Below are 13,017 nucleotides of genomic sequence, written 5' to 3'. Positions count from 1 at the left end.
TGCGCGTGCGCCATGCGCCCGGACGGTCCTACATTGCGGCCTGCCCCCTTGCGGGCATGACTGCATCAGCAACCAGGAGGACCATCCATGATGACTTTTCGCCATTCCCGCGCGTGGCTCGGCGCGGCCGGCATCGCCACCCTTGCCCTGGGCCTTGCGGCCTGCGGCGGGGGCTCGTCGGGCAGCACCAACCCCGGGCCGCGCATCTGGGGCTACATCCAGCTGCCTGACGGCAACAAGATGCGCTATTCGGTGGTCTTTCCCAAGGGGCCGGGGCCGTTTCCCGTGCTGATGGAGTACGACGGCTACGGATCGGGCTCGGTCACCGACCAGACCACCCAGGAATGGACCAAGGAAGGCTATGCCGTGATGGGCCTGAACGTGCCCGGCACGGGCTGCTCCACGGGCGAGAACCAGTGGGCCGACGCCTCCGTGGGCGCGGCCGGGGCGCACGCGGTGGAGTGGGCTGCGCGCCAGGCGTGGTCCACGGGCAAGGTGGGCATGGTGGGCTATTCGTACTCGGGCTACGACCAGCTGTGGGTGGCGGCCCAGCGTCCGCCCAGCCTCAAGGCGATCGCGCCGGGCAAGAACGTGGCCGATCCCTACCGCGACGTGGCCTATCCGGGCGGCATCCAGAACATCGGCTTTCCCGCCAATTGGTGGGGGCAGTTCCCCGCGATATGGCGCAAGGCCGCCGAGGACGCCAAGGCTCTGGACGGCGATACCGGATGCGCCCAGGTGGTGGAGGACAACATCCGCAAGATCCAGCGCCCCGACCTGGACATGGCGCGCTGGCTGGACGAGGACCGCTTCTTCGGCGCCCGCTACGCGCGCAAGAGCGCCATGTACACCACGCACCGCATCGACATTCCCACGCTGGGCACCCAGTCCTGGCAGGACGAGCAGGTGGGCACCCGCATGGGCTACTACGAGGACAGCATCGCCCCGGACAAGATGTGGCTGATCAGCTCCAACGGCGACCACCACACCGACAGCGCCCCCTTTATTCGCGAGACCATGAAGCGTTTTTACGCGCGCTTTCTCAAGGGCGAGAGCAACGGCTTCGAGCACACGCCGCGCGTGCTGCTGGCGCAGGAAATGCAGTGGATGAACGGTGGGGGCGACTATGGGCAGCTGCGCCCCTCGGCCGTGGCCAGCTTTGACCGGCTGCCCGTGCGCGTCACGCCCATGACGCTGTGGCTGCAGCCGGGCGGCGGGCTGGGCGATGCGCCCCCGCAGGCCGAGCGCCAATCGGCCAGCTACCGCTACCCGCTGCCGGGCGCCGATGCCAACCATCCCGACGCGGACACCGAGTCCGGCGCGGGCCAATGGATGGCCAGCCCCGCCGGGCAGGGCCTGCTGCGCTTTACCACGGCCCCGCTGCCGCGCGCGCTGAGCTTTTATGGCGAGGCCTCGCTGGACCTGTGGCTCAGCGCCACGGCCGGCGACACCGATGTGCAGGTCACCGTCTCGGAGGTGCGTCCCGACGGCCAGGAGATGTTCGTGCAGCGCGGCTGGCTGCGTGCCTCCATGCGCGCGCTGGACGGCCAGCGCTCCACCGCCTTGCGGCCCTGGGGCGATTTCACCGAGGCCGCCGTGCGCCCGCTGCGCCCCGGCGAGCCCACGCTGATGCGCGTGGAAATCCAGAAATTCGCCCATGTGTTCCGCGCGGGCTCCAGCCTGCGCGTGACCCTGGACACGCCTTCGCAGACCGGGTACTGGGCCTTCGACCATCTGTCCACGCCTTCGACCAACACCGTCTGGCTGGACCGCAGCCGGCCGTCGAAGATCGTGCTGGGCCATATCGCCTATGCCCATGAGCGGCAACTGCCGGACTGCCGGCGCATGCTGCGCCAGCCCTGCAGGCCCAACGAGGAGGCTGTTCCGCCGGGCGTGGGCCCCATGCCGCCGCTGTGACTTCGTGCCCCGGTGTTGACTATGAATGAACGTTCGTTCATCATTCGGGGCATGAAAAAGAAGGAAGACATCAGCGAGCGCAGGGCCCTCATCGTGCAGGCTGCCCTGCAGTGCTTCGTGGAGCGCGGCTTTCACTGCACCAGCATGCGCGACATTGCGCAGGCCGCCTCGGTGAGTCTGGGCAACCTGTACAACCACTTCGACAGCAAGGAGGCCTTGATTGCCGAGGTCGCCACGCAGGAGCAGACCGAGCTGCTGCCCTTGCTTCAGGCGCTGGAGCGGGCCGCAGCCCCTTCGCTGCCGGTGGTGGCGCAATTCCTGGCCGCCTACCAGGCGCTGTGCCGTCAGCGGGAATGGGCCGTGCTCAGCGCCGAGTGCCTGTCCGAGATCGCGCGTTCGCCGGGCCTGGCGCCGGCCTTCGAGGCCAACCGCAGGCGCATGCTCGACGGCCTGGCAGGCTTCATGGAGCGCGGGGCGCAGCAGGGCCTCTTGCGGCCCGCCGTGCCCGTGCGCCTGGCCGCGCAACTGCTGCTGGATGCCGTGGAAAGCGATGCGCTGCGCTTTGCGCTGGCGGTGACGCCGCAAGAAGACGCGGGGGCGGATGAAGGGGTCGATGTGCTGCATCCCGCCTTGCTGGCCTGCCTTCTTGGAGGCGAGGCACGGGGGGACGCGACATGAGGCACGCCACCGGCAGGGGCGCCCGCCTGGCGGGGCTGGACCTGGCGCGCTACCTGGCGCTGGCAGGCATGGTGTTCGTCAACTTCAAGCAGGCCATGCATCCCGCGCTGCAGGAGCCTGGCTGGCTGCTGTCGTTCTTCCATTTCCTGGAGGGCAAGGCCTCGGCCACCTTCGTGGTGCTGGCAGGCCTGGGCCTGGTGCTGGCCACGCGCTCGCTGGAGCCGGCCACGGCGCGCCTCTGGACGCTGCGCCGCGCGCTGTTCCTGCTGGTGGCCGGTGGCATGAACCTGGTGATCTTTCCGGCCGACATCATTCACTACTACGCGGTCTACTTCGTGCTGGCCATCGCCTGGCTGCAGGCCGGCGCAAGGACGCTGCTGGCCGGCATGGCGGCCGTGGCCATGCTGTCCGCCTGGGCCTTGCTGCAGCTGGACTACAGCCAGGGCTGGGACTGGGCCAGCCTGTCCTACCAGGGCCTGTGGGAGCCGGCCGGCTTTGCGCGCAACCTGCTGTTCAACGGCTTCCATCCGGTGCTGCCGTGGTTTGCGTTCTTCCTGTGCGGCATGCTGCTGGCCAGCCTGCCGCTGGCCGAGCCGCGCGTGCAATGGACCTTGGTGGCTGCGGGTGGCGTGATGGTGGGATTGGCCTGCGCCGTCTCGGCGCTTGCGGCCCGCAGCGCTTGGGCGCCCTGGCTGGGCACCGGCCCCATGCCGCCCGGCCCTGCCTATCTGCTGATGGGCCTGGGCTGCGCCAGCATTGCCATAGGCGCCTGCCTGCGGCTGGCCGACCGCTGGCCCGGTGGACCGTGGCGCGGCCTGCTGCCGGCCGGGCGCATGACGCTGACCCTGTACCTGGCACACATCCTCATCGGCATGGGCCTGCTGGAGGCCATGGGCGCGCTGGACGGCTCACGCAGCCTGCGCGAAGTGGCCGTGGCCGCCGCGCTGTACGTGATCATCGCCAGCCTGGCCGCCTGGGCCTGGAGCAAGAAGGTGGCGCAGGGGCCCGTGGAATGGGTGATGCGGCGGCTGACGGCACTGGGCTGACGCAGTCTTGCAGGGCGATGGCCCCGGGCCTGCGGCGTTGGCGACCCTGCTGTAAGATAGCCCTCCGCTCCGGGGTGCACGCCAGTGCTGAGATCCACACCCGAGAACTTGAACCGGGTCATTCCGGCGGAAGAAGAGCCTGCACCCCTGCGTGGCCGCCCATGCGCCACGGCCGGGGGAGCCTTCGGAGCATCACGTCCCAGCTCTCGAAGGAATTCCATGGACAAGGCCCGGCCCCAGGCGGCTTCTCTGGTCGCAGACCTGCTTGCATTCATCGCCATGGACGGCTGCACCGACGAGCAGTTCGATGCACTGGCCCTGCGGCTGTTCGCCTACCAATACGAATCGAATGCGCCGTTTCGCAGCTTCTGCCAGCGGCGCGGCGCCACGCTGCGCAATGTGAAGACCTGGAGCGACATTCCCGCCGTGCCCATCGATGCGTTCAAGGCCATGGAGCTGCGCAGCGAGCCGGCCTCGCCCGCGGAGCGCGTGTTCATGACCAGCGGCACCACGGGCCAGGCCAAGGGACTGTCCGCGCGCGGGCGCCACTTCCATCCAGCGCTCGATGTCTACGATGCGTCGATGACGCGCAACTTCGCGCAGCGCTTCATGGCCGGGCACGAGCGCCTGCCCATGGGCATCCTCTTTCCCGACGAGCAGGCCATGCCCAACTCTTCGCTGGCCCACTACCTGGCGCTGGCCAAGACGGAATTCGGCACTCCCGACAGCCGCTACTTCCTCACCCCCGACGGCCTGGACATGCCCGGCCTGTGCGCCGTGCTGGAGGAATCCGAGCGCAGCGGCCGCCCCTATGCGCTGCTGGGCGCCAGCTTCAGCCTGGTGCATGTGATGGACGCGCTGCGCGAGCAGGGCCGCAGCTTTTGCCTGCCGCCGGGCAGCCGCATCCTGGACACGGGCGGCTACAAGGGCCAGTCGCGCGAGCTGCCGCTGGAGGACTTCTACGCCGACCTGTCCCGGCTGCTGGGCGTGCCGCGCAGCCACTGCATCAACATGTACGGCATGACCGAGTTGAGCACGCAGTTCTATGACGACGGCAATGCCACGCTGCCCTCGGTCAAGTCGGGGCCGCACTGGATACGCTCGCGCCTGGTCGAGCCCGTCACCGGCCGCAGCGTGGCGCCCGGCGAGCGCGGCATTCTCGTGCACTGCGACCTGGCCAACTACAACGCGGTCACCACCATCCTCACCGAGGACGTGGGCCTGTGGGCCGGCCATGGCGAGAACAGCGGTTTCCTGTTGCTGGGGCGTGCCGAGGGCGCAGCGGCCAAGGGCTGCTCGCTGGCGGTCGATGAATTCGTGAAGGCCGCTGCTGCATGAACATCGAGCGGATCACGGCCGGCTACCTGCCCGAACTGCCTGGTTTGCGCGAGGACGAGGTGCAGTGGCATGTGCTGCCCTTCGAACGCGGCGGCGTGCGGCTGGAAGTCTCCGTGCCCCTGCTGACCGGCCCGCAGATGCATGCGCTGGCAGCCCATGTGCGCCGAGCCGCAGACCGCCACCTCAGGGCCATGCCCGTGGCCGAGATCATCGACGCCATCGACCGCGCCATCGCCCGCCTGCTGGACCGCAGCGATCCCTATCGGCGCCAGGCCGAGGCCTGGCTGCCCGTGGTCAGCGGCTATGACGCCGACATGGTGCGCCTGGGGCTGACGGGCTTCTTCAAGACCTTCCGCGCCGCGCAGCTGCGGCGCTTCGTGGCGGAGGACTTTGCCAACCCGGCCGTGCTCGACGGCTTCCAGCCCGCGCCCAAGGGCGGCGCGGTGCGCGCCTTCGGGCCGGATCTGCTGATGCACAGCTGGGCCGGCAATGTGCCTGCGCTGTCCCTGTGGAGCCTGGTCTGCGGCCTGCTGGTCAAGGCGCCCGCCATTGGCAAGCTGGCCAGCGCCGAGCCGCTGTTCGCGGGCTGGTTCGCACGGCTGCTGGCCGAGGTGCACCCGCCGCTGGCCGATTGCCTGGCCGTGGTGTGGTGGAGCGGCGCGGGTGGTGTGGATGGGGCGGATGGCGCCGATGGCGTGGATGGCGGTGGAGCCGCCGCGCTCCATGCCGAGGCCGACACCGTGCTCGCCTACGGCGGCAACCAGACGCTGCAGGCGCTGCGCCAGCGCCTGCCCGTGACCACGCGCTTTCTGCCGCATGGCCACAAGCTGGGCTTCGGCATGGTGGGCGCCCAGGCGCTGGACACGCTCAAGGCGCCCGCCGTGGCGCGGCTGGCGGCCTGGGACGTGATGCGCTACGACCAGCAGGGTTGCTACTCGCCCCATGTCTTCTACGTGGAGCGCGGTGCCCCCGTGCCGCCGCGTGCCTTTGCCGACTACCTGGCGGCCGAGCTGGCCAACCTGCAGCGGCGCTTTGCGCGCCGGCCGTTGGAGCTGGAGGAGGGCGCCGCCGTGGCCCGCTGGCAGCAGGCCGTGGAATGGTCGGGTGACGAACAGCAACTGCTGGGTCCGGTGGACGCACCCTGGAGCGTGGCGTACAGCGACAGCCTGCAGCCGCTGGCGCCCACGGCCCTGTACCGCACGATTGCCGTGGTGGGCGTGGACCGCCTGGATGACGCCGTGCCCGTGGTGGCCGCGCAGCGCGACTACCTGCAGACGGCCGGCATTGCCGCCTCGCCCGAGCAGCTGTACCGCCTGGCCGGCCTGCTGGGCGCGGCCGGCGTCACGCGCATCAGTGCCATCGGCTCCATGAGCATGCCCGAGGCCGGCTGGCACCATGACGGCCGCTTCAACCTGCTGGACCTGGTGCGCATGACCGAGATAGAGCAATCTGCCGAGGCGGCGGCGCAGCCGTTTGCGCCGTATGCGGACTGACATGGCGAACCTGCAAGAGGGGACGGACGGGGCTGCAACCATGGCGTTTCTCGATGTCGAGCAAGTGGTCTTCACCTACCCGGGCCGCCCGCCCGTGGTGGACGGCGTGGACTGGCGCGTGCAGGCCGGTGAGGTCCACTGCCTGCTGGGCCGCAGCGGCTGCGGCAAGACCACCTTGCTGAAGCTGGCGGCGGGGTTGCTCAGGCCGCAGTCGGGCCGCATCCTGCTGCGTGGCGCCGAGCTGGCCGAGCCCGGCCCGCAGCTGGGCTTCATGTTCCAGGCGCCCACGCTGCTGGAGTGGCATACGGCGCTGGGCAATGTGCTGCTGCCCGTGTCGCTGCAAAGGCGCCCCGCGCCGCAGGACGAACAACGCGCCCTGGCGCTGCTGCAGCAGCTGGGCCTGGCCAGCCATGCGCAGCGCCATCCGCGCCATCTATCGGGCGGGCAGCAAAGCCGCGTGGCGCTGGCACGGGCGCTGGTGCTCGATCCGCCGCTGCTGCTGCTGGACGAGCCCTTTGCCGCGCTGGACGCCATCACGCGCGCCGAGCTGCAGGACGACCTGCTGCGCACCTGCCGCGAGCGCGGCACCACGGTGCTCTTCGTCACCCATGACATCAACGAGGCCGTCTACCTGGGCGACCGCATCGCCCTCATGCACGGCGGGCGCATCGTGGCCGATATGGCAGTCGATCTGCCCGCGCCGCGCACCCAGGCCATGCGCCACGGGCCGGCGTTCAACGAACACTGCGCCCGCGTGCGCGCAGCCCTGGACAGGACGGCGGCATGACGGTGTCCTTGTTCCATGCCCGCCTGCTGGCCGCCGCGCTGGCGCTGGTCCTGCTGGGCCTGTGGGAGCTGCTGGTGCGGCAATGGGGCCTGTCCGCCCTGGTGCTGCCGGCGCCCTCGGCCATTGCGGCATCGCTGTGGACGGGGCTGGCCACGGGCTATTTCTGGCCGCACATCTGGGCGACGCTCCAGGCCCTGCTGCTGGGGCTGGCGGCCGGCAGCGCGATCGGCCTGCTGGCGGGCATGGCCCTGGCTGAATCCGAGCTGCTGGAGCGTGTGCTCAAGCCCTACGTGGTAGTCAGCCAGGTCGTGCCCAAGCTGGCGCTGGCGCCGCTGTTCGTGCTGTGGTTCGGCTTCGGCATGCTGCCCACGGTGCTGATCACGGCGCTGATCTGCTTTTTCCCGCTGATGGAAAACACCCTGACCGGCCTGCGCCAGGTCGATGCCCAGCGGCTGCAGCTGTTTCGCATGCTGGGCGCCACGCGGCTGCAGACGCTGCTGCGCCTGAAGCTGCCCACGGGCCTGCCCGCCATTCTTGCGGGCCTGCGCGTGGCCGTGGTGCTGGCCCTGGTCGGCGCCGTGGTGGCCGAATTCATGGGCGCCAGCCGGGGCCTGGGCGCCGTGGTCATTGCCGCCCAGGGAATGATGGACACCACCCTCATGTTCGCCGCCCTGGTGCTGATCGCCGCCATGGGCCTGCTGCTGTACCAGGCCTGCCTGGTGCTGGAGCGCCGGCTGCTGCGCTCGCGCGCCGCCTGACCATCCTGAACACTTCCGAAACCTTTTCCCCAAGCGCCATGCACACACCGCAATCCCCCTTCCTCACCCGCCGCAGCCTGCTGGGCGCCACCGCTGGCCTGGCAGGCTTGGCAGGCCTGACTCTGGCCGGCACCTCGGCAGCCGCCGCGCCCGCCCAGGGCAAGATCCGCCTGGCAGGCTGGAGCAAGCCCATCAGCGAGATCACCAACATCCTGGCCGAGCCCGACAAGGGCTTCTTCAAGGCCCAGGGCGTGGAGCTGGCCTACCTGCCCGGCGCGGGCGGCGGCGACGCCATCCGCAACATGCTCAGCGGCCAGGCCGATGTGGCCTTCACCGATCCCGGCTCCTTCTTCATGGCGCTGGACAAGGGCGAGAAGCTGGTCGCCATCTACGACATCTACCCGCAGAACGTGTTCAACGTGGTCTCGCTCAAGTCGGCCGGCATCCGCAAGCCGGCGGACCTCAAGGGCAAGAAGATCGGCGTCTACAGCCTGTCCAGCGGCACGCGCCAGAACCTGCTGGTGATGCTGCACCAGGCCGGCCTCAAGGAGTCGGACGTGACCATCGTCGTCACCGGCCTGCTCAACTTCGCGCCGCTGATGCAGGGCCAGGTCGATGCCACGGCCGCCACCGACACCGGCCTGGCCGTGGGCCTGCGCAAAGGCATTGGCGAGGTCGATGTGATGCAGGTGCGCGACCACCTGAACATCTCCAGCGACATGTTCGTGGTGCGCGAGGACACGCTGCGCGACAAGAAGGACTTGCTGCGCGCCTTCCTCAAGGGCTACCGCGACAGCGCCGCCTGGATGATGGCCAACCCCGAGGAAGCCGCCACGCTGGCCGGCAAGCACGCCATCGACGGCACGCAGCGCGATATCAACCTGGACGTGATCCGCCTGCGCAATGCGTCTTCGCAGCCGCTGCAGGCCGGCAAGCCGCTGGGCAGCTTCGACCTGGCCGCCCTGCAAAAGGGCGCCGACGCCTACCGCGCGCTGGGCATGGTGCAAAGGCAGATCAAGGTGTCCGACGTGGTGGACACCAGCCTGCTGCCCGGGGCCTGAGATGGCACAGCCGTCTTCCCTGGGCCTGCAAGGCAAGGTGGTGTTGGTCACCGGCGCCGGCCGCGGCATAGGCGCGGCCATTGCCCTCGCCTTCGCGCGCGAGGGCGCCCTCGTGGCGGTCAACCACCTGTCCAACGACGCTGCCGCCGCGCAGACCGTGGCGGCATGCCAGGCTGCGGGCAAGCAGGCCGGAGGCGATGCCTGGGCCATCAAGGCCGATGTGGGCTCGCAGCCCGCCGTCCAGGCCATGGCCGAGGCCATTGCGCGCGAGGCGGGCGCCATCGACATCGTGGTCAACAACGCCTTCAAACCCTACGCCTTCGACCCCGAGCGCCGCCGCCGCTTCGACGACCTGCAATGGAGCGACTACCAGGCCCAGTACGACGGTGCCGTGGGCGCGGCCTTCAATGTCTGCCGCGCCGTGCTGCCGCAGATGCGCCAGCGTGCGCGGGGCAGCATCGTCAACATCGCCAGCAACCTGGTGGAGCACCCCGTCGTGCCCTACCACGACTACACCACGGCCAAGGCCTCGCTGGTGGCCTTCAGCCGCAACCTGGCCAGCGAACTGGGGCCCGTGGGCATACGCGTCAACTGCGTCGCGCCGGGCCTGGTCTATCCCACGCAGGGCACCCAGGACACGCGCGAGTCCTTCCGCGAATCGCTGATGGCCGCCACGCCGCTGCGCCGCCTGGCAAGCCCCGAAGACGTGGCGGGGCCGGTGCTGTTCCTGGCATCGGAACTGAGCGGCTTCATGACGGGGCAAGTACTGTTCGTCGATGGCGGCCTGGTGATGCGCTGAGCCTGTTCTAGAACTGCTCCCACTCATCGGCCTCGGTCATCCCGGCCATTCCGGCCGCCGTGGCGCGGCGGGGTGTTGCCGCCTTGGCAGGCAGCGCCACAGGCGCGCTGGAGGCCGCTGCCGCACGCAGGGGCTTGGTACGGGGCGCGGCGGGGGCCAGCGCTGGAGACGGCTTGGCGGTCTGTGCGCGCGCCAGCCCGACCGCTGCCACCGGCGCGGACACGGCCTGTGCCCAGGCCTCCCTTTCATCCAGGCGGAACACGCTGACCAGCTGCACCAACTGCGCCGCCTGCTTGTTCAGGCTGTCGGCGGCAGCGGCAGACTCTTCCACCAGGGAGGCGTTTTGCTGCGTCACCTGGTCGAGCTGCTGCACGGCGTCGCTGACCTGGGTCACGCCCTGGGACTGCTCCTGCGTGGCGGCACCGATGTCGGAGATCAGTTCGGCCACGCGGTGCGTCTGGGTGACGATGTCGTTCATGGTGCTGCCGGCTTCGGCCACCTGGCGGGAGCCGGCGGCGACCTTGCCCACGCTCTCGCTGATCAGGCCCTTGATCTCCTTGGCCGCATTGGCGCAGCGCTGGGCCAGGGAGCGCACCTCCGAGGCGACCACCGCAAAGCCCTTGCCCTGTTCCCCGGCACGCGCGGCCTCCACGGCGGCATTGAGCGCGAGGATGTTGGTCTGGAACGCAATGGCGTCGATCACGCCGATGATTTCCCCGATCTTGCGCGAGCTGTGCGTGATGTCCTCCATGGTGCTGACCACGCCATGCACCACCTCGCCGCCGTGCACGGCCGTGGCGCTGGCCGACTGGGCCAGGCCCGAGGCACTGCGCACCGTGTCCACGTTCTGCTGAATGGTGGCGGTCATCTGCTCCATGGAGGCGGCCGTCTCCTCCAGGTTGGCGGCCTGCTCCTCCGTGCGAGCGCTTAGGTCGGCGTTGCCCGAGGCGATCTGGCTGGCGCCCGTGGCAATCGATTCGCTGCTGTGGCGCACCTGGCTGACGATGCCGGCCAGGCTGGCGCGCATGGCCTCCAGGCTGGCCAGCAGGCTGGTGGTATCGCCCCGGCGCAGCTGTACGTTCACCGCCAGGTTGCCCTTGGCCACTTCCTGCGTGACCTGGGCCGCGTAGGCCGGCTCGCCACCGAGCAGGCCCTTGATGCGGCGGGTGATGGCCCAGGCCACCAGCGCACCCAGCAACAGCGAGGCCAGGGCCAGCGACAGCATCTGCCGGCCGGCGGCCAGCGATTTGCCTTCGGTGGCCTGGGCCGTTTCCGTGGCACGCACCTGCTGGTGGGCCAGCATGTCGTTGATGGCGGCAAAGAACGCGTCCTGCTGCCTGCGGAACTCTCCGCTGCTGCCCAGCATGGCCGAGACAGTGGGCAGGTCATGCCGCATGGCCGCGGCCATGAACTGGTCCAGCAGCGGCAGGTAGGCGGTGCGCGCATTCCTCATGCGGTCGTACAGGGCGATGCCCTGCGGCGTGGTCAGTCCCTCGCGGAACTGCTCCATGAGCTGGCCTATCTTCTGGCGCTGCGTGTCCAGCGTGGCCTTGGCCAGGGCCTTTTCCGCAGGGTCTTCGATCAGCGCCAGACTGCGCACGCCGCGGAAGATGAACTCCACCGAGCTCTTGACCTCCACCAGCCTGAGCAGGCTGGTGATGCGCGTGTCGGCCAGGTAGGAGACATCGTCCGAGGCCTGGATCAGCCGCGCTCGGCCCAGCAGCGCAATCGACAGCGCGATGAGGATGAGAACCGAGAAACCCAGACCCAGCATGGAGCCCGTTTTCATATTCTTCAGATATTTCATGCGTCTTCCTTTGCGTCCTACTTTGCATGTTGCTTCGGGTGATCGGTAGGGCCTGAATACACGCCCGTCATATGCATTCCAGGATTTTTCAAATCACGTCAGCCGGTGGTGCCGAACCCAGGCCGATGGCGGTATCCCATAATGGCCGGAAAAATCCCTGGAAAATGTGGAGAGGGAGGAATATCCAAGCCGGGAGGAAATCTGTCCTATGCTTTGATCCGTGGTCAGCAAGGATTCCGCAGCCAGGTGGATACGGCTTTGTCTTATATATTCACCAATGCTGCATGATCGGCTATGGCGAAATGAAACTTCCAGCGTGCGGCGGCTGACGCGGCAATGGTCGGCAATGGACTGCACCAGCAGTTTCTTGTCCAGGTTGTCTTCTATGTATTGAAGGGCGCGTTTCACATAGGCAGGTTCCAGGTCATGCAACCGCGCCTCGTCCATGGCCGTGAATCGTGATTTCTCCAGATAAGGACTGATGGCCATGCTCTTGAGTCGCATGATGTTCAGCGCCTTCAGCGTGGACAGTGCGCCCGCGAAATCGCCCTGCGTTTCCTGTATGTGGTACTCATAGACCAGCGCATTGCGGTGCAGGCCCTCCAACTGGTAGGTCTGCGCCGTGGACTTGGCCAGTACGGCGGCCTGCAGCGCCTGTCCGTACTGGCGCTTGCTGCAATGCACCAGCGCACTGCTGAGCCAGGCCCAGCCTGCAATGGGCGGGTTCTTGGCCTGGTAGTGGATGCCGATGCGCTCAATGGCGCGGACCACGGCGGCAGCCTCGCGCCGGCCCGACTCCAGCCCCTTGAGCGACAGCCGCAGCAGCTCGCTGTACGGCCAGGCCAGGCCCGCTGGCAGCTGGCGGCCCACATTCCCCAGCAGGTCCTGCAAGGCAACGCTGTCGGGCGCAGCGGCACCCAGCTGGACCAGGCCTGAATCGGGCGGCGGCCCGCACCACAGGTCCTGGTGGTTTTTATAAAGAAAGACCTTCCATAGGATTTGCGCCCTGGCCCAGGTGATCAGGGCGGGCAGCCAGGGGCTGTCTCCGGGCGCCATTTGCGCAAAATCATGGTCCTTGCCTTCGATCAATTGCAGGGCGGTATCGAGCTCGCCCAGCCGGCCATGCGCCAGCGCCAGCACATAGGTGGCGCGCACCAGGGCCTCGGGCGGCAGCAGCGCGGGATTGGCCATGGCCGCCGTGGCCAGTGAAATGGCATTGCGCTCCTCACCCAGCTGGCAATGGATGAAGGCCGCTGCGATGCGCGACGACACCGCGCGGTCAGGCATGCGGTGCAATTCGAAAATCGCCTGCGCTTCCTGAATATGCCTGAGT

General features: G+C 68.7%; 11 protein-coding genes and 1 riboswitch. Of the genes, 9 read left to right on the top strand and 2 right to left on the bottom strand.

The annotated features are described in order from the left end of the window. Nucleotides 1-87: 87 nt before the first annotated feature. The 9 genes from ACF8O7_RS00355 to ACF8O7_RS00315 all read left to right on the top strand — a co-directional run bounded on the left by ACF8O7_RS00355 (nt 88) and on the right by ACF8O7_RS00315 (nt 9,877). Entirely contained in the window at nt 88-1,917 is a 1,830-nt protein-coding gene (locus ACF8O7_RS00355) for a CocE/NonD family hydrolase (protein WP_074924050.1), read from the top strand. Between the two features lie 51 nt (nt 1,918-1,968). Beyond that, on the top strand, nt 1,969-2,595 hold the full coding sequence (locus tag ACF8O7_RS00350) for a TetR/AcrR family transcriptional regulator (RefSeq protein ID WP_279495021.1): 627 nt from the start codon (nt 1,969-1,971) through the stop codon (nt 2,593-2,595). Next, nucleotides 2,592-3,641, top strand: a complete 1,050-nt coding sequence (locus ACF8O7_RS00345) for a DUF418 domain-containing protein (RefSeq protein ID WP_279495022.1) — start codon at nt 2,592-2,594, stop codon at nt 3,639-3,641. Before ACF8O7_RS00350 ends, ACF8O7_RS00345 begins: the two co-directional genes overlap by 4 nt. A gap of 60 nt (nt 3,642-3,701) precedes the next feature. Next, nucleotides 3,702-3,793: riboswitch (TPP riboswitch) on the top strand. A gap of 67 nt (nt 3,794-3,860) precedes the next feature. Further along, on the top strand, nt 3,861-4,979 hold the full coding sequence (locus ACF8O7_RS00340; protein WP_016453240.1) for a hypothetical protein: 1,119 nt from the start codon (nt 3,861-3,863) through the stop codon (nt 4,977-4,979). Beyond that, entirely contained in the window at nt 4,976-6,472 is a 1,497-nt protein-coding gene (locus ACF8O7_RS00335) for an acyl-CoA reductase (RefSeq protein WP_392441956.1), read from the top strand. The genes ACF8O7_RS00340 and ACF8O7_RS00335 overlap by 4 nt, the downstream gene beginning before the upstream one ends. Before the next feature lies 1 nt (nt 6,473). Next, a complete protein-coding gene (locus ACF8O7_RS00330) occupies nt 6,474-7,259 on the top strand; it encodes an ABC transporter ATP-binding protein (protein WP_016450563.1) in 786 nt (261 codons plus the stop codon). Beyond that, nucleotides 7,256-8,017: an ABC transporter permease gene (locus ACF8O7_RS00325; RefSeq protein WP_016450562.1), complete on the top strand. Its 762-nt coding sequence runs from the start codon at nt 7,256-7,258 to the stop codon at nt 8,015-8,017. Before ACF8O7_RS00330 ends, ACF8O7_RS00325 begins: the two co-directional genes overlap by 4 nt. 38 nt (nt 8,018-8,055) lie before the next feature. Next, a complete protein-coding gene (locus ACF8O7_RS00320) occupies nt 8,056-9,078 on the top strand; it encodes an ABC transporter substrate-binding protein (protein ID WP_047326898.1) in 1,023 nt (340 codons plus the stop codon). Nucleotide 9,079: 1 nt separating this feature from the next. After that, nucleotides 9,080-9,877 (top strand): SDR family oxidoreductase, encoded by a 798-nt coding sequence (locus ACF8O7_RS00315; RefSeq protein ID WP_392441953.1) that lies wholly within the window; start codon nt 9,080-9,082, stop codon nt 9,875-9,877. Nucleotides 9,878-9,884: 7 nt separating this feature from the next. Here the strand turns inward: ACF8O7_RS00315 and ACF8O7_RS00310 are convergent, their stop codons facing one another. Both ACF8O7_RS00310 and ACF8O7_RS00305 read right to left on the bottom strand, forming a co-directional pair. Continuing rightward, nucleotides 9,885-11,684, bottom strand: coding sequence for a methyl-accepting chemotaxis protein (locus tag ACF8O7_RS00310; RefSeq protein WP_392441950.1), 1,800 nt, complete (start codon nt 11,682-11,684; stop codon nt 9,885-9,887). 93 nt (nt 11,685-11,777) lie between these two features. After that, nucleotides 11,778-12,971 (bottom strand): helix-turn-helix domain-containing protein, encoded by a 1,194-nt coding sequence (locus tag ACF8O7_RS00305; RefSeq protein WP_034367625.1) that lies wholly within the window; start codon nt 12,969-12,971, stop codon nt 11,778-11,780. Nucleotides 12,972-13,017 lie beyond the last annotated feature (46 nt).

The organism is Delftia sp. WSY_16, from assembly GCF_043104415.1.
Lineage (GTDB): Bacteria > Pseudomonadota > Gammaproteobacteria > Burkholderiales > Burkholderiaceae_C > Comamonas > Comamonas tsuruhatensis.
Note: the sequence above shows the minus strand (reverse complement) of the source record. Positions and strands in the feature narration are given on the sequence as shown.